The 21687-nt window shown below is 60.5% G+C and carries 17 protein-coding genes; 11 read left to right on the forward strand and 6 right to left on the reverse strand.

Translation table 11 applies throughout. The features are described 5' to 3' along the window. Nucleotides 1–273 precede the first annotated feature (273 nt). The 5 genes from aceK (at nt 274) to IF199_RS07440 (ending at nt 8301) form a co-directional block, all read left to right on the forward strand. Nucleotides 274–1995 carry a bifunctional isocitrate dehydrogenase kinase/phosphatase gene (gene aceK / locus IF199_RS07420; protein WP_102620238.1) on the forward strand — a complete coding sequence of 574 codons (1722 nt, stop codon included), beginning with the start codon at nt 274–276 and terminating at the stop codon, nt 1993–1995. A 135-nt stretch (nt 1996–2130) separates the two neighbouring features. Further along, complete coding sequence (gene hrpA / locus IF199_RS07425; RefSeq protein ID WP_192560044.1) at nt 2131–6042, forward strand: ATP-dependent RNA helicase HrpA; 3912 nt, start codon at nt 2131–2133, stop codon at nt 6040–6042. A gap of 212 nt (nt 6043–6254) precedes the next feature. After that, complete coding sequence (locus IF199_RS07430) at nt 6255–7376, forward strand: beta-ketoacyl-ACP synthase III (protein ID WP_192560045.1); 1122 nt, start codon at nt 6255–6257, stop codon at nt 7374–7376. Between the two features lie 80 nt (nt 7377–7456). After that, nucleotides 7457–8071 (forward strand): RNA polymerase sigma factor, encoded by a 615-nt coding sequence (locus IF199_RS07435; RefSeq protein WP_102620240.1) that lies wholly within the window; start codon nt 7457–7459, stop codon nt 8069–8071. Beyond that, nucleotides 8065–8301 (forward strand): anti-sigma factor family protein, encoded by a 237-nt coding sequence (locus tag IF199_RS07440; protein ID WP_096819361.1) that lies wholly within the window; start codon nt 8065–8067, stop codon nt 8299–8301. Before IF199_RS07435 ends, IF199_RS07440 begins: the two co-directional genes overlap by 7 nt. Nucleotides 8302–8436: 135 nt before the next feature. Here IF199_RS07440 and IF199_RS07445 read toward each other — a convergent pair whose 3' ends face one another. Beyond that, nucleotides 8437–9768, reverse strand: a complete 1332-nt coding sequence (locus tag IF199_RS07445; protein WP_096819360.1) for a putative porin — start codon at nt 9766–9768, stop codon at nt 8437–8439. Nucleotides 9769–10048: 280 nt separating this feature from the next. Between IF199_RS07445 and IF199_RS07450 the strand changes: the two genes are divergently transcribed. Further along, nucleotides 10049–11173 carry a GNAT family N-acetyltransferase gene (locus tag IF199_RS07450; protein WP_096819359.1) on the forward strand — a complete coding sequence of 375 codons (1125 nt, stop codon included), beginning with the start codon at nt 10049–10051 and terminating at the stop codon, nt 11171–11173. Between the two features lie 15 nt (nt 11174–11188). Here IF199_RS07450 and aqpZ read toward each other — a convergent pair whose 3' ends face one another. From aqpZ to IF199_RS07475, 5 genes are all read right to left on the reverse strand, one after another. Then, nucleotides 11189–11884, reverse strand: coding sequence for an aquaporin Z (gene aqpZ, locus IF199_RS07455; RefSeq protein ID WP_192560046.1), 696 nt, complete (start codon nt 11882–11884; stop codon nt 11189–11191). Nucleotides 11885–12071: 187 nt separating this feature from the next. Next, nucleotides 12072–13904, reverse strand: coding sequence for an ABC transporter ATP-binding protein (locus tag IF199_RS07460; RefSeq protein ID WP_096819357.1), 1833 nt, complete (start codon nt 13902–13904; stop codon nt 12072–12074). A gap of 88 nt (nt 13905–13992) precedes the next feature. Continuing rightward, nucleotides 13993–14556: a peptidylprolyl isomerase gene (locus tag IF199_RS07465; RefSeq protein WP_096819356.1), complete on the reverse strand. Its 564-nt coding sequence runs from the start codon at nt 14554–14556 to the stop codon at nt 13993–13995. A 3-nt stretch (nt 14557–14559) separates the two neighbouring features. Beyond that, the gene (locus tag IF199_RS07470; RefSeq protein ID WP_096819355.1) at nt 14560–15363 is read right to left on the reverse strand and encodes an alpha/beta fold hydrolase; all 804 of its coding nucleotides are present in this window, start codon (nt 15361–15363) and stop codon (nt 14560–14562) included. Nucleotides 15364–15377: 14 nt separating this feature from the next. After that, the gene (locus tag IF199_RS07475) at nt 15378–16301 is read right to left on the reverse strand and encodes a PA3225 family LysR-type transcriptional regulator (RefSeq protein ID WP_007956543.1); all 924 of its coding nucleotides are present in this window, start codon (nt 16299–16301) and stop codon (nt 15378–15380) included. A 49-nt stretch (nt 16302–16350) separates the two neighbouring features. Between IF199_RS07475 and IF199_RS07480 the strand changes: the two genes are divergently transcribed. From IF199_RS07480 to IF199_RS07500, 5 genes are all read left to right on the forward strand, one after another. After that, nucleotides 16351–16665, forward strand: a complete 315-nt coding sequence (locus IF199_RS07480; protein WP_085710332.1) for a 3-phosphoglycerate kinase — start codon at nt 16351–16353, stop codon at nt 16663–16665. 165 nt (nt 16666–16830) lie between these two features. Next, a complete protein-coding gene (locus tag IF199_RS07485) occupies nt 16831–17430 on the forward strand; it encodes an FMN-dependent NADH-azoreductase (protein ID WP_192560047.1) in 600 nt (199 codons plus the stop codon). Between the two features lie 212 nt (nt 17431–17642). After that, on the forward strand, nt 17643–18509 hold the full coding sequence (locus IF199_RS07490; protein WP_192560048.1) for a carboxylate/amino acid/amine transporter: 867 nt from the start codon (nt 17643–17645) through the stop codon (nt 18507–18509). Nucleotides 18510–18599: 90 nt separating this feature from the next. Beyond that, complete coding sequence (locus IF199_RS07495) at nt 18600–21188, forward strand: S-type pyocin domain-containing protein (RefSeq protein WP_244142447.1); 2589 nt, start codon at nt 18600–18602, stop codon at nt 21186–21188. Continuing rightward, a complete protein-coding gene (locus IF199_RS07500; protein WP_192560049.1) occupies nt 21188–21655 on the forward strand; it encodes a DUF6392 family protein in 468 nt (155 codons plus the stop codon). The genes IF199_RS07495 and IF199_RS07500 overlap by 1 nt, the downstream gene beginning before the upstream one ends. Nucleotides 21656–21687: the final 32 nt, after the last annotated feature.

Below are 21687 nucleotides of genomic sequence, written 5' to 3' on the forward strand. Positions count from 1 at the left end.
CGTGAACACGTCGAGCAAAGGCGCGGACTAGAGATGTCGTTGATAAATTGGATCCGAAACCCAGAGAAAACGCGGGCTGGCGCCGTGCGGGGGGAAGTGCCGTTCAGGATGTTTATTGACCGAACGGTCGATTCAAAAAACTTTGATAAAAACTGTGTCGTTGTACAACCCGGTCGAGGATTTGGCAGAAATTGCACTTCTCCTGCCCCCGCTTCCGTGGCTAAGCTCAGGCCTTCGAGCGCAGATTCTTCAATTCCCGCAGAGGTCTCATCTATGCCGCAGCAATGGCCAGCCACCGACATCGCCCGCATGATCCTCGATGGCTTTGACGATTACCGCGAGCATTTCCGGCGGATCACCGACGGCGCCCGGGAACGCTTCGAGCAGGCGCGCTGGCAGGAGACGCAAACCGCGTCGGCGGCGCGGATCAACCTCTACGAAGACAAGGTCAACGAAACCATCGCGCGCCTGCGCGAGTATTTCGAGCCGGACACGCTGATGGAGGTCAGTTGCTGGCCGTTGGTGAAAAGCGCCTACATCAGCATCATCGACCTGCGCTTCGACGATGAACTCTCCGAGACCTGGTACAACTCGATTTTCTGCGGCCTGTTCAGCCACGATCTGATCAGTGACGGCTGCATGTTCATCCACACCACCCGGCCGAGCCTGCGTCGCGCACGGGCTGCGCAGACCCGCACCTACAAGCCGCAAGGGCAGTTGTCGGGCATGCTCGCGAGCATCTTTGCCGATTACCGTTTCAGCGAGGCGTATGCCGACTTGCCCCGCGACTTGCAGCGTCTGGAAGCGCAACTGCGCGAGAACCTGCCGGACTGGGTGTGCAAGGACCCGGAACTGAGCGTCGAGTTGTTTTCCTCGGTGCTGTACCGCAACAAGGGTGCCTATCTGGTCGGACGCATCTACACCAACGACGATCAGTGGCCGCTGGTGATTCCGCTGTTGCACCGCGAAGGGCGGGGGATACAGATCGACGCGCTGATCACTGACGAAGCCGATGTGTCGATCATCTTCTCGTTCACCCGTTCGTATTTCATGGTGGATGTGCCGGTGCCGGCGGAGTTCATCGGCTTCCTCAAGCGCATCCTGCCGGGCAAGCACATCGCCGAGCTGTACACCTCGATCGGTTTCTACAAGCACGGTAAATCGGAGTTCTACCGCGCGCTGATCAACCACCTGGCCAACACCGATGACCAATTCATCATGGCGCCGGGCGTGCGCGGCATGGTCATGAGCGTGTTCACGTTGCCGGGCTTCAACACCGTGTTCAAGATCATCAAGGACCGTTTCTCGCCATCGAAAAACGTCGACCGCGCCACGGTGATCGAGAAGTACCGACTGGTAAAAAGCGTCGACCGCGTCGGGCGCATGGCCGATACCCAGGAGTTCGCCGACTTCCGTTTTCCGCTGAGCAAATTCGATCCGGCGTGTCTGGCGGAATTGCTGGAAGTCGCGCCGTCCACGGTGTCGCTGGAAGGCGAAACCGTGCTGATCCGCCACTGCTGGACCGAACGCCGGATGACCCCGCTGAACCTCTATCTGGACAACGCCAACGAAGCCCAGGTACGCGAAGCGCTGGAGGATTACGGTCTGGCGATCAAGCAACTGGCGGCGGCCAACATCTTCCCCGGCGACATGCTGCTGAAGAACTTTGGCGTCACCCGTCATGGTCGGGTGGTGTTCTACGACTACGACGAAATCTGCTTTCTCACCGAAGCCAACTTCCGTCATATCCCGGCACCGCGCACGCCGGAGGACGAAATGGCCTCCGAACCGTGGTATTCGATCGGTCCGCTGGACGTGTTCCCCGAAGAGTTTCCGCCGTTCCTGTTTGCCGATGCGGCGCAGCGCAAACTGTTCGATCAGTTGCATGGCGAGTTGTACAACGCCGATTACTGGAAGGGCTTGCAGGAGGCGATCCGGGCTGGAAAGGTTATCGACGTCTTTCCGTATCGGCGCAAGGGGCTGGATAACGAATAAAGCAGGCGCAAGCAGCAAGCTACAAGCGTCTAGTCAAAGGCCGCTTTCAACTCGCGGCTTGTAGCTTGGCGCTTGTAGCTGCTTTTCTGCGACAATCGCGTCCTTGCGCCACTAGACGACCGAATTGCGTACCCGATGACCGACGAATCGCCCTCCATCGACAAACTGCTGAAAAACCTCGATCACGCCATGCTCGCCGACCGCCACCGGCTGCGGCGGCAGTTGCTTGAGCTGCGCAAGAAACCCGACGAGGCCAAACTGGCCCAGTGGGTGGCGCGCATGCAGGCGTCCTGCGATCAGGTGCTGGCGCGCAAGGCCAGCCTGCCGGTGATCCGTTACGACGACAGCCTGCCGATTGCGGCCAAGCGTGACGAAATCAAGAAGGCCCTGGAAAAGCACCAGGTGCTGATCATCGCCGGCGAAACCGGCTCGGGCAAAACCACCCAGTTACCGAAAATCTGTCTGGAAATCGGTCGCGGCCAACATGGCCTGATCGGCCACACCCAGCCGCGTCGAATTGCGGCGCGCAGCGTGGCCAGCCGGGTCGCCGAAGAACTCGGTACGCCGCTGGGCGCGCTGGTCGGCTATCAGGTGCGCTTCGAAGACCAGAGCGACTCCAACACCCTGATCAAACTGATGACCGACGGCATCCTGCTGGCGGAAACCCAGAACGACCGCTACCTCGAACGCTACGACACGATCATCGTCGACGAAGCGCACGAACGCAGCCTCAACATCGACTTCCTGCTCGGTTACCTGAAAACCCTGCTGCCGCGTCGTCCGGACCTGAAAGTCATCATCACCTCGGCGACCATCGATCTGGAGCGCTTTTCCAAGCACTTTGACGATGCGCCGATTGTCGAAGTGTCCGGCCGCACCTTCCCGGTTGAAACCTGGTATCGCCCGCTGACGCTGGAGCAGGACGAAGAGGGCAACCGCGTCGAGGACGACCTGACCGTGGATCAGGCGATCCTCGCCACCCTCGACGAAATCGCCGCCTATGAGCGCAGCGAGCGCCGCAGCCCTGGCGACGTGCTGGTGTTCCTGCCCGGCGAGCGCGAGATTCGCGACGCCGCCGACATGCTGCGCAAGGCCCAGCTCAAGCACACCGAAATCCTGCCGTTGTACGCGCGCCTGTCGCCGGCCGAACAGCAGCGGATCTTCCAGTCCCACCCAGGCCGTCGCGTGGTGCTGGCGACCAACGTCGCCGAAACGTCGTTGACCGTGCCGGGCATTCGTTACGTGATCGACAGCGGTACCGCGCGTATCAGCCGCTACAGCTACCGCGCCAAGGTCCAGCGGCTGCCGATCGAAGCAATTTCCCAGGCCAGCGCCAACCAGCGTAAAGGTCGTTGCGGCCGGGTCGAGCCGGGTATCTGCGTGCGCTTGTACAGCGAGGAGGATTTCCTCGGTCGCCCGGAATTTACCGATCCGGAAATCCTGCGCACCAACCTTGCTGCAGTGATCCTGCAGATGCTGCATCTGCGCCTCGGCGAGATCACGGATTTCCCGTTCATCGAGCCGCCGGACGGCAAGGCGATCAGCGACGGTTTCAATCTGCTGCAAGAGTTGTCGGCGGTGGATCGCAACAGTCAGTTGACGCCGCTCGGCCGCCAGTTGGCGCGCCTGCCCGTGGACCCGCGCATGGGCCGCATGCTGCTCGAAGCGGCAAAACTCGGCAGTCTGCAGGAAGTGCTGATCGTCGCCAGCGCCATGTCGATTCAGGACCCACGCGAGCGTCCGCCGGAGCGTCAGCAAGCGGCCGATCAGGCCCACGCCCAGTGGAAGGACATCGATTCGGACTTCGCCGGGCTGGTCAATCTGTGGCGCGGTTTTGAAGAGCAGCGCCAGGCGCTGACCGCCAGCCCGCTGCGCAACTGGTGTCGCAAGAATTTCCTCAACTACCTGCGCTTGCGCGAGTGGCGCGATTCCCATCGTCAGTTGAGCCTGATCTGCCGCGATTTGCAGCTGAGCCTCAATAAAGAGCCGGCGGACTATCCGAAACTGCACAAAGCGGTACTGGTCGGTCTGCTCAGCCAGATCGGTCAGAAAACCGAGGACGGCGACTATCTTGGCGCCCGTCAGCGGCGCTTCTGGATTCATCCGTCCTCGGGCATCGGCAAGAAGCGTCCGCAGTGGGTGATGACCGCCGAACTGGTGGAAACCACCAAGCTCTATGCGCGGATGGTGGCCAAGATCGACGCCGACTGGATCGAACCGCTGGCCGGGCACCTGATCAAGAAGAACCACTTCGAACCGCACTGGGAGAAGAAGCGCGGCCAGGTTGTGGCGTTCGAGCAGATCACCCTGTTCGGCCTGATCGTGGTCGGTCGTCGACCGGTGCATTACGGCCCGGTGGATCCGGTGGTCTCGCGGGAGCTGTTCATCCGCGAAGGCCTGGTGCGTGGCGAGATTCAGTCCCGGGCCAAATGCCTGACGGCCAACAAGCAACTGCTGGAACAACTCGACGAACTGGAAGCCAAGGCTCGCCGCCGGGACATTCTGGCCGACGAGGAAACCCTGTTCGCGTTCTACGATGCGCGATTGCCGGCGGAGATCCACCAGACCGCGACGTTCGACAGCTGGTATCGGGTCAACAGCCAGAAAGACCCGCAACTGCTGATCATGCGCGAGGAAGACGTGCTGGCTCGCGAAGCCAGCGAAGTCACCGCCCAGCATTACCCGGACACGCTGCACATCGGCGATCTGGAACTGGCCCTGAGTTATCACTTCGAACCGAATCACCCGCGCGACGGTGTGACCCTGCGCGTACCGGCACCGCTGTTGCCGATGCTGCCGCCGGAGCGCCTGGAATGGCTGGTGCCGGGGCTGATCGAGGCCAAGTGCATTGCGCTGGTGCGTAACCTGCCCAAGGCCCTGCGCAAAAATTTCGTGCCAGTGCCGGACTTCATCAAGGCTGCACTGCAACGCATGACGTTTGCCGAAGGTTCGTTGCCGCAAGCGCTGGGCCGTGAACTGCTGCGCATGACCGGTGCGCGGGTCAGCGACGAAGCCTGGGCGGAAGCTGAGCTGCAGGTCGAAAGCCATCTGCGGATGAACCTGGAAATCGTCGACGGCCAGGGCAAGTTCCTCGGCGAAGGCCGGGATCTGGCGGAGCTGACCGCACGTTTCGCCGAAGCCAGCCAAGCTGCGTTGGCTGTGCCACAGAGCGCGAAAAGCCAGCAACCGGTGGAAGCCAAGGTCTTCGCTGCGGTGGCGGAAAAGACTCAGCAGAAGATTGCCGGGTTGTCGATGACGGTCTATCCGGCGCTGGTGGAGGAGGGCGGTACGGTCAAGGAAGGGCGCTTCTCGACCCCGGCCGAAGCCGAGTTCCAGCATCGCCGCGCCTTGCAGCGACTGTTGATGCAGCAACTGGCTGAACCGGCCAAGTTCCTGCGCGGCAAGTTGCCGGGCCTGACCGAACTGGGCTTGTTGTACCGCGAACTGGGCCGGGTCGATGCGCTGGTGGAAGACATTCTGCTGGCCAGCCTCGACAGCTGCATTCTTGATGGCGAAGACCCGTTGCCTCGTGACGGCGCAGGTCTGGCGGCACTGGCCGAGCGCAAGCGTGGCAGCTGGACCGAGCACGCCGAACGGGTGGCGCGTCTGACCCTGGAAATCCTCAAGCTCTGGCACGGTCTGCAAAAACGCTTCAAGGGCAAGATCGACCTGGCTCAGGCGGTAGCGCTTAACGACATCAAGCTGCAACTCAGCCATCTGGTGTATCCGGGCTTCGTCCGCGAAACGCCGATGCTGTGGCTCAAGGAGTTGCCGCGTTATCTGAAGGCCGTCGAGCAACGTTTCGAAAAACTGGGCGCGCAGGTGCAGAAGGATCGGGTCTGGAGCGGCGAACTCGCCGGGCTCTGGACGCAATTCCAGACGCGCGCGGCCAAACACGCGCAGGAAGGCAAACGCGATCCGCAGCTCGAGCTGTATCGCTGGTGGCTGGAAGAGTATCGGGTTTCGCTGTTCGCCCAGCAGTTGGGGACGAAAGTGCCGATCTCCGATAAGCGCCTGAACAAACAGTGGACGCAGGTCGAGGCCTGACCTCCGATCCTGCAAAAGGCGCCAAATGCCAAGGTTTATGGCAAACTTCGCGCCTATAAACGCCGGCCCCGCGGTTTTGAGCCTTGTCAGCCGCGGGCGAGGTCGGAATAAAGCGATGCCAGGTTTTTGCGTCCCCTCTATGGGAATAGACCCTTTGCGTGTTGGCACGTCGGTGCCAGCACTTTCTGCCTGAACAGATTAGAGAAACGACCATGCATAACGTCGTCATCAGCGGCACCGGCCTGTACACCCCGGCCAACAGCATCTCCAACGAAGAGCTGGTGCAGTCTTTCAATACCTACGTCGCGCAGTTCAACGCCGACAACGCTGACGCTATCGCCAGCGGTGAAATCCAGGCCCTGACCGAATCCAGTGCCGCGTTTATCGAAAAAGCCTCGGGCATCAAGAGCCGCTTTGTCATGGACAAGGACGGCATTCTCGACCCTGCGCGCATGGCGCCACGCCTGCCGGAGCGTTCCAACGACGAGTGGTCGGTGCTCTGCCAGATGGCCATCGGCGCTGCCGAACAAGCCCTGCAGCGTGCCGGCAAGACCGCCGCCGACATCGACGGTGTGATCGTCGCCTGCTCCAATCTGCAACGCGCCTACCCGGCCATCGCCATCGAAGTCCAGGAAGCACTGGGCATCCAGGGTTTCGGTTTCGACATGAACGTCGCCTGCTCGTCGGCGACTTTCGGCATCCAGCAAGCCGCCAACACCGTGCAACTGGGCCAGGCCCGGGCGATCCTGATGGTCAACCCGGAAGTCTGCACCGGTCACCTGAACTTCCGCGACCGCGACAGCCACTTCATCTTCGGTGACGCTGCTACCGCCGTCGTCATCGAGCGTGCCGATACGGCGACGTCGAAGCACCAGTTCGACGTGGTCAGCACCAAACTGCTGACCAAGTTCTCGAACAACATCCGTAACAACTTCGGCTTCCTCAACCGCGCGGCGGAAGAGGGCATCGGTGCCCGCGACAAACTGTTCGTGCAGGAAGGTCGCAAGGTGTTCAAGGACGTCTGCCCGATGGTGGCCGAGCTGATCGGCGAGCATCTGGAAGAGAACAAGCTCAACGTTGGCGACGTGAAGCGTTTCTGGCTGCACCAGGCCAACCTGAGCATGAACCACCTGATCGTGCGCAAGTTGCTGGGCCGCGAAGCCACCGGAGAAGAAGCACCGGTGATTCTCGACACCTACGCCAACACCAGCTCCGCCGGTTCCGTGATCGCTTTCCACAAGTACCAGGACGATCTGGCGGCCGGTTCGCTGGCGGTACTGAGCTCGTTCGGTGCCGGTTATTCGATTGGTAGCGTGATTCTGCGCAAACGCTGAGTCCGTGTTAAAAGATCGCAGCCTGCGCGCTTCTTCGGGAGCCGTCGCAGGCTGCGATTTTTTTTACCCGTGAGGTATCGATGGCTGCAACGGATGACACTCAATTACTCGAACGCCTGCTGGCTGGCGAGCAAAAGGCTTTCAAGGAACTGGTCACCACCTACCAGAGCGCCATGCGCGCGGTGGCCTATGCGATTGTCGGCCAGCGCCACGTCGAAGAAGTGGTGCAGGACGCCTGGCTGTCGGTGGTGCGCCATATCGGCAGCTTCGAGGGCCGCTCCAGTCTCAAGACCTGGCTGCTGACCATCACCGCCAACTCGGCCAAGGGTCGCTACAAGCAGAATCGCCGGGAAGTGCTGATGGATGATCTGCCGTCGCCCCACGGCACCATCGACGACGACCGTTTTTCTCCCGGCGACGGTCACTGGCTGGTCGCACCGTTCGCCTGGCATCAGGACACGCCCGAAGCGCTGCTCACCGAGAATGAACTGCGCGAATGCCTGGAGCACACGCTGCTCAGCCTGTCAGAACTGCAAAGCAGTGTGCTGTTGCTGCGCGAGCGTCAGGGCCTGGAGCTGGAAGAGATCTGTAATCTTCTGGAGATCTCGCTCTCCAATGTCCGTGTGCTGCTGCATCGGGCACGCTTGAAGGTCTTCGCGACCGTGGAACATTTTGAGGAGACCGGCGAATGTTGACCTGCAAGGAGCAAGTGGCACGATCCAGCGATTATCTCGATGGCCAATTGAGCTTTCGCGAGAAGCTGATGGTGCGTCATCACCTGATGTTCTGCCCCAATTGCCGGCGTTTCATTCGCCAGATGCGGCTGATGCAGGCGACGTTGCGCAAGATGCCGGAGAAACCGGAAGGGGATCTGGACGCGTTGGCCGAGCGCTTGGCCGAGCAGCGACGAAAAGACAATTCCTGAGGCAAAAAACAGCCCGGCACAACAGCGGCGAACGGATGATGGGGATCGCTGTTGCTGCGCCGGGCTGTAGGAGAAAAGCAGCTTCAAGCGACAAGTGAGGCATTCACTCGCGGCTTGAAGCCTGGCATTGCTGTTTTAGAACTTGGCTTCGGCATCCAGTTGCAGGGTGTTGATGTCGGAGTCAGTCTTCTTGAGGCTGGCGTTGGTGTAGTCCGAGTTAGCCATGAAATACGTGGCGCCCAGGGTGAAGTTCTTGTCCAGCTCGTAGCTCACTTTCAGCTTGCTGCCGCGCGAACCGGTGTAGCCGTTGGCGAAGTCGGAGTCGGTGAAGGCACCCACCACAGCGTTACGCTGTACGTCGCGGTAGTTGTAGTCGATCCCGAAGCCGTAAACCTTGGTCTTGACGCCGGCCAGCCAGCCAGTGTCCTGGTCGTTGCTGGCGTCGTTGTTGTTGACGTACTGACCGTAGATCGACAGCGGTACTGGCAGGTTGGCGACGTCCAGCTGACCAAAGCCTTCATACAGTTTGAAGGTTTCGTTCGGGCTGTTGCCGTTGACGGCCAGGGCGCATGGCGCGGTCACGGTGCCGGTGGTCGGGCAGGCACTGTCCTTGTCGTTGTCGTAGGAATAGATACTGCCGCCCAGGGTCAGTTTCAGGCTGTCGGTCAGTGCGAAACGACCGCCCAACTGGCCGGCGTACAGACGCAGGTCGTGCTTGAACTGCACGCCTTCGCCATCGACGTTGTCCTTGAGGGTGTAGTGACCGGCGCTACCGAACAGTTCGGCGCTGCCGTTCAGCGGGTACTTGTAGGTGACGGCCAGGCCTTCCGGGTTGATGTCGCTGTCCCAGATGATGTCGCCCATGCTCACCCAAGGCTGGTTCATTTTACCGGCGATCAGGTGCAGGTTCTTGATGGCGTCAGGGTGGTAGTCGACGTAACCCTGGTCGAGCCAGATCTGCTTCTTGTCGAAGTAGTTGTTCAGGTCCTGGTTGGTGGAGCGGGCGTCGTCGCTGCTGCCGGTGGCGATACGGATACCGGTGTCCACCTGCGGGTTGATTTCGGTGTAGGCACCCAGACGGGCACGAATGCGCTGACGGTCCTGGTCCTTGGCGTTCGGTACGCCATCGTTCTTGACGGTTTCCTGACGGAAACGCACGTCACCCTTGAACTGGGTCTTGGCAGCCCAGGCCAGCTTCTGGTCGAAGGTGCTCAGTTCGTTGGTTTTCTTCGCGGTCGCCGCGATCTGCTCGTTGGTCTCTTGCTGCGCCTGCTGCGCGATTTGCTGGGCCTTTTGATCCTGGGCCAGTTCAGTTTGCAGTTCTACGTACTGCGCCTGGGTAATGGAACCGTTGGCCTTGAGCATTTCGAGCAGTTTGGCGTCGACTGCGGCACTGGCCGGAACACTCATGGCCAGCAACAGGCCACCGCACAGGGCTGCCGCAGTTTTCGTGGAAGCAAGACGCATAGCAATCTCCGAAGATGAGAGGGATGGCTGAACCATCCTGGGCACAACCGACGATTTGAACGTCGGAAAACTGTGTCCGGGTAGAACCCGGCGCTCTAAAAACAGGCGCCAGTATCGCGATGGTTTATGACAGAGCAGTGGCACGGTGATGGCAGGTTGATGACGATACAAAACTTCCGTGAACTATTGATTTAGAGCGCTGTCGCGCAATTGGTCGTGTGCAAGATCAAGGCGATGGGCGATACTCGCGAGGCTTTCAGGCCCGGATGTGGAGAGGAAAATGCCGTTGCAGCGCCTGCAAAAACTGTCGGAAATCGAACCGGCGCTCTGGGATGCACTGGTGCCGGACAACCAGCCGTTTCTGCGCCATGCCTTCCTCGGCGCGCTGGAAGACAGCGGCAGTGTCGGCCCGCACACCGGCTGGCAGCCGGAGCATTTGCTGCATGTCGAAGACGGTCGCTTGATCGCAGCGCTGCCCGGTTATCGCAAGTGGCATTCCTACGGCGAATACGTGTTCGATCACGGCTGGGCCGACGCCTGCGCCCGCGCCGGCATTGATTACTACCCCAAGTTTCTGAGCGCCGTGCCCTTCAGCCCGGTCAGTGGTCCGCGGTTGCTGGCGGCGAACGTCGAGGACGGATTCGAACTGCTCAAGAGCCTGCCGGGCTATCTGCAAATCGAAGAACTCTCCAGCGCCCACATCAACTTCACTGACCCCTTCACCGACGCTGCCATGGCCGAACAACCGGGTTGGCTGCAACGCATCGGCTGTCAATATCACTGGCAGAATCGCGGCTATCGCGACTTCCAGGACTTTCTCGACGTGCTCAGTTCGCGCAAGCGCAAACAGATGCGAAAGGAGCGCGAGCAAGTGGCGGGGCAGGGTTTCGAGTTCGAATGGCTGGAAGGACGAGAACTGGACGAGGCGCAGTGGGATTTTGTTTACGCCTGCTACGCCAACACCTATGCGGTGCGTCGCCAGGCACCGTATCTGACGCGGGAGTTCTTCAGCCTGCTGGCCGAGCGCATGCCGGAATCGATTCGTGTCGTGCTGGCCAAACAGGGCTCAAGGCCGGTGGCGATGGCGTTCAGTCTGGTGGGGGGCGACAGCTTTTACGGTCGTTACTGGGGTTGCCTGGCCGAGTTCGACCGGCTGCATTTCGAAACCTGTTTCTATCAGGGCATGGACTACGCGATTGCCCAGGGTTTCCAGCGATTCGACGCCGGCGCCCAGGGCGAACACAAACTGATTCGCGGCTTTGAACCGGTGATCACCCATTCCTGGCACTACCTGCGTCATCCCGGCCTGAAAGCCGCCGTGAAGGATTTCCTTCAGCAGGAACGCGCCGGTGTTCTGGCTTACGCGGAAGAGGCGAGGAGCGCCTTGCCGTATCGGCAAGCCTGATCCTCGCCGCTGCCCTCAACTGTCTTCCTTGCCCAGCCAGCGATAGACCACGCCGCCAACCACCGCGCCCAGCAACGGCGCGACCCAGAACATCCACAACTGCGCGATCGCCCAGCCACCGACCATCAGCGCCGGGCCCGTGCTGCGGGCCGGGTTGACCGAGGTGTTGGTCACCGGAATCGAGATCAGGTGGATCAGCGTCAGGCCCAGGCCGATGGCAATCGGTGCCAGTCCTGCCGGCGCGCGCTTGTCGGTGGCGCCAAGGATGATCACCACGAACATGGCAGTCATCACCAGTTCGGTGACGAACCCGGCGGCCATCGAGTATTTGCCCGGCGAGTGCTCGCCATAGCCGTTGGAGGCAAGGCCGGCGGCGATGTCGAAACCCTCCTTGCCGCTGGCGATGTGGTAGAGCAATGCCGCTGCCAGAATCCCGCCGATCACCTGGGCGATGATGTAGGCAGGCAGTTCTTTGGCCGGGAACCGACCGCCGACGACCAGACCGACCGACACGGCCGGGTTGAGGTGACATCCGCTGATGTGGCCGATGGCAAACGCCATGGTCAACACCGTCAGACCAAACGCCAGGGCGACCCCCAGCACACCGATACCCGTAGGTGAAGACGCGGCGATCACCGCACTGCCACACCCGCCCAACACCAACCAGAACGTACCCAACAACTCAGTGACTGAACGTTTGAACAGAGACATGAGAGTGTCCTTGATAGACGTGCTATCGAGACTGCATCGAGTTGTGCTTCCTTGCAGAATTACGACAGGTTCATCTCCAGAACCTTCGCTGATTACAGCAGGGATTCAAGGGATTTCCAGCAGGCGATAAAAAACCGCCAGAGCCCGTGGCAGAGGGGCTGTGGCGGTTTTTGTGTTTCGCGCAGGGTCAGTCGATGCCGACAAACCCTCCGGTCTGGTGTGCCCACAACCGCGCATACAACCCGCCATGGGCCAACAGTTCGGCATGGTTGCCGCTTTCGGCGATCTTGCCGTTTTCCAGCACCACCAGCCGATCCATTCGGGCAATGGTCGAGAGGCGGTGGGCGATGGCGATCACGGTCTTGCCCTGCATCAGGGTTTCCAGGCTTTCCTGGATCGCCGCTTCGACTTCCGAGTCCAGCGCCGAGGTCGCTTCGTCCATGATCAGGATCGGCGCGTCCTTGAGCAGCACCCGCGCAATTGCGATCCGCTGGCGCTGGCCACCGGACAACTTCACCCCGCGCTCGCCGACATGGGCATCGAAACCGGTGCGACCTTCGGCATCCGACAGCAGCGGGATGAACTCATCGGCACGGGCCTTGCGCACCGCCTCCCAGAGTTCGGCGTCGGTGGCGTCAGGCTTGCCGTACAGCAAGTTGTCGCGGATCGAACGGTGCAGCAGCGAAGTGTCCTGGGTGATCATGCCGATCCGTGCGCGCAGGCTTTCCTGGCCGACTTCGGCGATGTTCTGGCCGTCGATCAGGATCCGCCCACCCTCGACGTCGTACAGGCGCAGCAGCAGGTTGACCAGGGTCGATTTGCCGGCACCGGACGGGCCGATCAGACCGATCTTTTCCCCCGGTTTGATGGTCAGATTGAGGTCGCCGATGATGCCTTTCTTCTTGCCGTAGTGAAAATCCACGTGCTCGAAACGCACTTCGCCACGGGCCACGGCCAGCGGTTTGGCCTGTTCGTGATCGGTGACGCTGACCGGCTGCGAGATGGTCTGCAGACCGTCCTGGACCATGCCGATGTTTTCGAAGATCCCGGTGACCACCCACATGATCCAGCCGGACATGTTGACGATGCGAATCACCAGACCGGTCGCCAGGGCGATGGCACCGACGGTGATCAGCGACTGCGACCACAGCCACAGCGCCAGCGCGGTGGTGCCGACGATCAGCAGGCCGTTCATGGTGGTGATCGCCACGTCCATGCTGGTGACCACGCGCCCGGCCATCTGCGCCTTTTCGGTCTGTTCCTGCATGGCTTCGCGGGCGTAGTGCTGTTCGAAATTGGTGTGGGCGAACAGCTTCAGGGTGGCGATGTTGGTGTAACCATCGACGATCCGGCCCATCAGCTTCGAACGCGCATCCGAAGCCGCGACCGAGCGATCCTTGACCCGTGGCACGAAGTAATAGAGTGCGCCGATGTAAGCGGCGATCCACGTCAGCAGCGGGATCATCAGGCGCCAGTCGGCCTCGGCGAACAGCACCAGCGAACTGACCGCGTAGATCAGCACGTGCCACAGCGCATCCACCGCCTGCACGGCGGAGTCGCGCAGCGAGTTGCCGGTCTGCATGATGCGCTGGGCGATGCGCCCGGCGAAGTCGTTCTGGAAGAAGTTCAGACTCTGCTTGAGCACATAGCTGTGGTTCTGCCAGCGAATCATGCTGGTCATGCCCGGGCTCAGCGTCTGGTGCACCAGCAAGTCGTGCAGGCCGAAGAAGATCGGGCGCAGCACCAGTGCAACCACCACCATCCAGGTCAGTTCGAAAGCGTGGTCGTGGAAGAAATTCGGGTTCGGCGTGCCCTGGGCCAGGTCGATGATGCGGCTCAGGTAACTGAACAGCGCCACTTCGATCAGTGCGGCGAACAGGCCGACCACCAGCAGGGCGGCGAAACTTGGCCAGACCTGCTTCAGGTAATAGGTATAGAAGGGCAGAACACGGTTCGGCGGAGCCGCCGTCGGGGCGTCACGGAATATGTCGATCAGTTGTTCGAAACGGCGATAGAGCATCAGATAACCGCCCGGAGTACGGGCTCTCCTTTTATCAGTGTGAGCGGCGTGACATCAGGTCAGCGCCGCTCGATACGCCCTGTAAAGCTTAGTCGATGCGCTTGGCCGACTTGATGATCACAGGGTCGACAGGCACGTTTTGCATGCCCTGTTTGGTGGTGGTCTGGGAGTTGACGATGATGTCGACCACGTCCATGCCCTTGACCACTTTGGCGAACACGGCGTAACCGGCGTCGCGGCCCGGATCGAGGAACGCGTTGTCGGCAACGTTGATGAAGAACTGGCTGGTGGCCGAGTTTGGATCGGAAGTACGGGCCATCGACAGGGTGCCGCGAACGTTGTGCAGACCGTTGCTGGCTTCGTTCTTGATCGGTGCCTTGGTGTCTTTTTGTGCCATCTGCTGGGTGAAACCGCCGCCCTGAGCCATGAAGCCCGGGATCACGCGGTGGAAAATGGTGTTGGTGTAGAATCCGCTGTCGACGTACTCAAGGAAGTTCTTGGTACTGATCGGCGCCTTGACCGGGTCCAGCTCGATTTCGATGGTGCCGTTGGTGGTCACCAGTTCGACGTGTGGCGCCTTGGCCGGCGTGGCAGCCATCAGGTTGGCGGCGAACAGCACGGTGCCGGCGGCGAGGGCGATTTTTTTCAGCATGGTTCAGTGATCCTGAGGGTGAATATCGGCTGTGGCGAGAAACTCCAGCAGCGTTTGATTGAAGCGTTCGGGTTGATCGAGCGGGGTGGCGTGGCGTGAATCGGCGATCACCACCAGCCGCGCATCGGGCAGCAGTCTGACATAGGTTTCTTTCAGCGAAACGGGGGTGTAGTCCCGGTCGGCGCTGACGACGAGCGTTGGACAGGAGATCCTCGAAAGTCGTTCCTGAACCCCCCAGCCAACAATCGCATCGAAGCTGGCGAGATAAGCACGTTTGTCGTTTTTTGCCCAGCGCTCGGCCATCTTCTGTCGCAAATCTGCCTGCTCCGGCTTGGGGAACAGCTTGGCGCCAAGGGCTTTGCCGATGGTGGCCAGGCTCAGCAGGCGCATCAGGCTCCAGCGCTTGAACCACTGCCAGTAATCGTCGCGGCTGCGCACCTTGACCTCGGGCGCGCTGTTGACGATGGTCAGGCTCTTGAGCATCTGCGGCTGATCGACGGCGAACTGGAAGCCGATCATGCCGCCCATGGACAGCCCGGCGTAGTGCACCGGGCCGAGCTTCAGGTGTTCGATCAGGGCGACGATGTCGGCGCTGAACCCGGCGATGCTGTAGCGTTCGCGGGGCTTGTCGGAACGGCCATGGCCGCGCACGTCCGGGACGATCACCCGGTATTGCGCGGCCAGTGCCGGGATCTGCATTTCCCAGTCCAGCGTGCTGGAACCGAGCCCGTGAACCAGCAGCAACGGATCGCCGTGGCCATATTCCTCGTAGTGCAGGTTGCAACCTTCATGCTCGAAATACGCCATCGGTGAACTCCGTGTCAGGCTTGTTCGGGGGCGGCGAACGGTGCGTCCAGCGGCAAGGTGTCGAAGGTGCGCAACAGTTCGACGAGGATCTGCGAGGCCGGGCCCAGCGGTTTGTCCTTGTTCGAATACAGATAGAAACTCGGATTGCGGCTGCCGCCCTGATCCAACGGTAGCAGCTTGAGCAGGCCTTCCTTCAATTCACGTTCGATCATGTGCCGTGGCAGCCAGGCAAAGCCCAGGCCGCTGGAAACGAAATTGGCGGCGGTGGCGAGGCTGCCGACGGTCCAGCGCTGTTCGGCGCCGAGCCAGCCGACGTCCCGGGGCTGCTGGCGGCCGGAGTCGCGGATCACCACTTGCATCTGGGTTTCCAGGTCCTGGAAGTTCAGCTCACGGTTCAGTCGATGCAGCGCGTGTTCAGGGTGGGCGACGGCGACGAATTCCACGTCGCTCAACTCCGCGCCGAGGTAACCGGGAATGCTCAGGCCGGTGATGGCCAGATCGGCCACGCCTTCGAGCAACACTTCCTCGACACCCGACAGCACTTCTTCACGCAGACGCACGCGGCAACCACGGCTCTGCGGCATGAACGCGGTCAGTGCGCGAACGAGGCGGGCGCTCGGGTAGGCAGCATCGACCACCAACCGCACTTCGGCCTCCCAGCCTTGCTCCATGTGATGGGCGAGGTCTTCCAGTTGGCTGGCCTGTTTCACCAGTTGTCGCGAACGCCGCAGCAACACGCCGCCGGCTTCGGTCAGCACTGCCTTGCGGCCGTCGATGCGCAGCAATGGCACACCGAGCTGGTCCTGCATGCGGGCGACGGTGTAGCTCACCGACGATTGCGAACGGTGCAGGGCCTCGGCGGCCTGGGCGAATCCGCCGTGGTCGACCACCGCCTGCAACGTTCGCCATTGATCAAGGGTCACGCGGGGCGCTTTCATCAATAGCTCCTCTTGTCCTAAGCTGGCTGTCCCTCATGGAGACTGCCGAATGAAAAAATTCTGTTGTGTGGTGCTGGCGCTGCTGCCGCTGACCGCGTTTGCGTATCCGATCGATGTGCAGAAGAATCTCAATGGCCTGAAGATCGACTACGAGTCCTTCGATACCGATAAAGACATCGGCTCCATCCGGGTCGCCAACTACGGCGAGGTCGACGCGGTCTGCAAAGTCGTATTCAGCAACGGCCCGGAGGCGCCGCGCACTCGCAATATCGAAGTGCCGGCCGGCAAACATACCAACGCCACCGCCAAGTTCTCCCGCGAGATCATCAAGCTGCGCGTCGAACTGAGCTGCAACCCGAAATAACACCCGCCTCGTTGTGGGAGCCCGTGTGCTCCCACAAGGTATGCGTCAGCTTATAAACGAATTTATCGATGCTTTATAGCAGTTATTTGCGCTTTTTCATCGATACGACTCTGTTTAACCTTCACTCCATCGACTTACAACATTCTCGGATGGAGGCTACACACCATGTCCCGCGTTCTGATCATCGAAAGCAGCGCCCGCCAGCAAGACTCGGTATCCCGTCAACTGACCCAGACCTTCATCAGTCAGTGGAAAGCGGCACACCCGGCCGATCAGATCACCGTACGTGACCTCGCCGTGAACCCGGTGCCACACCTGGACATCAACCTGCTGGGTGGCTGGATGAAATCCGCCGAACAGCGCAACGACAGCGAGCAATCCTCGCTGGATCGCTCCAACGCATTGACCGATGAACTGCTGGCCGCCGACGTGCTGGTGATGGCCGCGCCGATGTACAACTTCGCGATTCCGAGCACCCTGAAAGCCTGGCTCGACCACGTGCTGCGTGCCGGCGTCACCTTCAAGTACACCGAAACCGGCCCGCAAGGCCTGCTCAGCGGCAAGCGTGCCTACGTGCTGACCGCTCGCGGCGGCATCTACGTCGGCGGCCCGGCGGATCACCAGGAACCGTACCTGCGTCAGGTGATGGGTTTCATCGGCATCCACGACGTGACCTTCATCCACGCCGAAGGCATGAACCTGGGCGGCGACTTCCAGGAGAAAGGCCTCAACCAGGCCAACGCCAAACTGTCCCAGGTCGCTTGATATGTTAATCGCCAGATAATCGCCGATTGTTCTAGTGACCTGGCGCAACCCCTTCAAGGCTCTACGCGCATCGAACCTCCCTTTGCACTTGTTGCTCCTGAGTGCTGTAGCCCGATTGAACGCTTTAGCGAGATCGGGCTTTTTTTTGCCCGGGATTTAGCGATGGCCGGGAAAAACCGCTATCGTCGCCGCCATTCGAAATCGAGGCGACCATGGGCTATCTACTTATTGTCACGCTGATCCAGGCGTTTTCCTTCAGTCTGATCGGCGAATACCTGGCCGGGCATGTCGACAGCTACTTCGCGGTGCTGGTGCGCGTGGTGCTGGCCGGGCTGGTGTTCATTCCGCTGACGCGCTGGCGTTCGGTGGAACCGGCGTTCATGCGCGGCATGCTGCTGATCGGCGCGTTGCAGTTCGGCGTGACCTACGTTTGTTTGTACCTGAGCTTCCGGGTACTGACGGTGCCGGAAGTGCTGCTGTTCACCATCCTCACGCCGCTGCACGTGACCCTGATCGAAGACGCGCTCAATCGCCGCTTCAATCCATGGGCGCTGATCGCGGCGCTGGTGGCTGTGTGCGGTGCGGCGGTGATTCGCTATGACCGGATCAACCCGGACTTCTTCATGGGCTTCCTGCTGCTGCAACTGGCCAACTTCACCTACGCCGCCGGGCAGGTGTTGTACAAACATCTGGTGGCGAAGCATCCGAGCGATCTGCCGCACTACCGGCGCTTCGGTTTCTTCTACCTCGGCGCACTCGCGGTGGCGTTGCCGGCGTTCCTGCTGTTCGGCAAATCCAACTTCCTGCCCGAAGCGCCGTTGCAATGGGGCGTGCTGGTGTTCCTGGGCCTGGTCTCGACCGCACTCGGTCTGTACTGGTGGAACAAGGGCGCATGCCTGGTCAACGGCGGCACCCTGGCGGTGATGAACAACCTGCACGTGCCGGTGGGATTGCTGCTGAACTTGCTGATCTGGAATCAGCACGAAGAGCTCGGGCGGTTGTTCCTCGGTGGCGGCGTGATTCTGGCGGCGGTGTGGATCAGCCGGTTGGGGATTCGCAAGCCGCAGGTCATTGGCTGAAGCGTCAATCAACCCCTAATTTCCACCGCGATAACTATGTACCGCACCTGACTACCGCTTGATCGACACGCTGTGCCCTACAGACAAGGAGTGACTGTATGGCACAGAACAATTTCAACGATGGAACGTCGGGAAGCGTCGTCATCCGAACCGGACCGCCCGCTTCGGGTGGCGGATCGGGCGGTGGTTTTGGTGGCGGTGGAGGGGTTTCGGGCGGCTTCGGCAAGGTCAGCAAGAGCAAACAAAAGGCTCGGGCGCGGGCCAAGGCGGCGCACCGGAAAAAAACAACAGCAAGAGCAAGCCCAAGCGGCGGCTCAGGCACAGGAAGCTGCAAACCAGGCACAGGCCGCCGCCGCACAGGCTCAGGAACAGGCCCGCCAACTGGCGCACAGGCAGTTTTGGGCGGGGCTGGTTCAGCGACATGACGCCATCAGAGCCGAGGTCGATCGTCGCTTTGCCGAAAGGGCCGGGCAGTTCGCACCTGCACTGGAGCAGGAAATTCGGGCGGCGAGCACGTTATCCGACCCCAATCACAGCGAGCGCTGGCAGCTCTACCAGATCAGCAAGCAGAAAAGCGAAATCGACGGGCTGATCGCCCGCAAATCCGCAGACCTGAATGCGAACACGGCGGTGGCCTTATCCTTCGATGGCCATGATCCGCTGACGCGCACCTACCAAGATTATGTGGCACGACTCGGCCAGTTCGGTGAAGCGCACGACGATGGGCATCGGATCTGGGAGAGCGCTTACACCGCCGCCCATGAAGCGCGATTACTTAGCTCGCAGATTCACGCCCTGCGGGAAAAATCCGCAGCAGTGGCCAGGCATCATGCCGAGCAGACCGTGGTCTGGCGTGCCAGGGAAGCGGTCTTGGAGGCTCAGCGCCAATACGCTGCGCAGCGCGAGGCACGGGTTCGATTCAAGCAACAGGCGGATGAAGATGCGCGGGTCAGTCGAACCCGGCAAGCCAATACGCTGACCGTTCCGCTGTCATCGATGACGCACGGCGCGATGGTGTTGACGCGTTCCGGGGCACTCGTTGCCCAGCAAGCGGGTGCACTCATCGAGGCAGGTGTACGGCAAGCGGTCAGGCATCTTCCCCTCGCCATGCTGGTTCCCCATCCGTCCACGGTATTGATCGCTGGATTGGTGTACTCGCCAACGCTGGGTGATGGAGAACTGACGCCGGAGCAGCGACGACGATTGTTTCAGTCTGTCGCCGTGCCTGCCCAGGCGCTGGGGCTTTCTGATGAGCGCGCGCTGCGCTCAATCGCCGATTCCGGCGGGTCGGTGGACATGCCTTATCGGCTCAAACCCGAGGCCGTTGCGCAAGGCACCGCCGTCATTGCCGTCACCACCGGTAATGAGATCAGCCCCAGTGTGCCGGTCATCAACGCGGTGCTTGATCCGCTGACGGGAAACTACACCGCAGAAGTCCCCGGTTCACCGCCCCGACACTTGCAGTTCACACCCGATGCGAGCATCGCCAAGGATACTCCAAGCCAGGGCCGGATAGCGCTGCTGCCACCGGTTGTTCAGGACTTGCCGAAGGGCGTCGACCTGCGCATTCAGGACTGCATCATCTGCGTGCCGGGCTCGGCGCCGATGTACCTGTCCTTCAACCTGCCGCCGATGGGTGCGGGCGTCGTCACCGGCGAGGGTCAACCCGCCAAGGCTGACTGGTGGAACACGGCCAGCCGCAGCACCGGTGCAGCCATTCCCAGTCAGATCGGCGACCAGATGCGCGGGCGTGAGATTCAGTCTTTCGGCGCATTTGGCGACGCGCTGTGGCGGACATTGGGTGAGCAATCTGCACTCACCAGCCAGTTCGATGAGGTCAACAAAAAACGCGTCGAGCAAGGCTTCGCTCCTTATGCACCGAAAAGTACCTGGGTGGGCGAACGCCGCGAGTTCGAACTGCGCTTTCAGGACGATGCATCAGTCGGCGAGAACCCGTTCAATCTCGACCGGGTCAGCATCGTTGCGCCGCAAAGTGCCCACGGACGACGTGGCGTTCTACCTGCCGTCCAGCCTTGGCCGATTCCTCCAGTGGGCATTGGAACCTGGACCCCGTTGGTGCCGCCGGGCAGCGAACACCTCGGGCCGACCACCACACCGATTTCCCCCTCGACACCCACGGCTTATCCCGGCAACCCACTCATCCCGATCCTACCGGCAAACGAGACGTTTCCGGCTGTTGATGAAGGGCAGGCGGGTGCGAGTATTCCGGGGTTCCCGGGGGATATGGAGCTGCCTTCGCCGGATCTGGTGTTTGCCGGGCCGCCAGTTGAGCCGCTGGAGGTGGGGCCCTATAACGAACTCAGTGGGCGAAGCAGGGGGGATGGGTTGGATATTGACCATATTCCTTCGCAGAAGGCGTTGGAGTTGTACCTGCGGAATAATTTTCCCCATATGACTCCGCGTGAGCGTCGAAATTTTCTTCAACGGGCTCCTAGCATTGCCATACCGTTCAATGTGCATAGAAAATTTAGTGAAACCTACGGAGGGCGTAATACATCTTCAAAACAAGGGCAAGATGCGATCGATATAGAGAGTTCAGTCGATCAGAATTTTGATGCGATAAAAACTGGATTGTTGGAAGCAGGGTTTGCTGAGGCGGAAGTTGAAGCTGGACGTAAAAAACTACATGTTCTTCACAAAGAGCAGGGGTGGTATTGATGAATTCTTTGAAGGTTAGTGAGCTTATTGCAGGCGTAGGGCTTCCTTTTGGGGCTCTAGTCACACAGGGATTGCTTGATGAACAACCTCTGGTGGAGCTATATCCGGGGTGTGACTTGCAAGATCTTGAGATTGAAAACGGTGTGGAACTGACATTTCTGGCTGAGTCCAAGAAGCTGGAGAGCGTATTCATCACCTTGGTCAAGACGATGCCTATGACTGTCATGTACGAAGGTGATCTTCCAACGCCTTTTAAGTCGGTTATGACACAAACCGATGTTCATGCAATTTTTGGAGCGGCTATGGAGACCCGGGGGCCAATAAAAATGCCCAAGCCAATGGGGCAAACTGGAGGTTGGGAGTCCTATCTACTCGATCAAAATACCTATCCAGGTAAAAAGGTGGTGTTTCAATATACCGCTGACATGCAAGTCAAAACGTTAGTTTTCACCTTGGTGGAAAAGTAGTAAAGCTAAGTGACTGAATGGTGTTTGCCGGA

The sequence above is a fragment of the Pseudomonas allokribbensis genome, from assembly GCF_014863605.1.
GTDB classification, from domain to species: domain Bacteria; phylum Pseudomonadota; class Gammaproteobacteria; order Pseudomonadales; family Pseudomonadaceae; genus Aquipseudomonas; species Aquipseudomonas allokribbensis.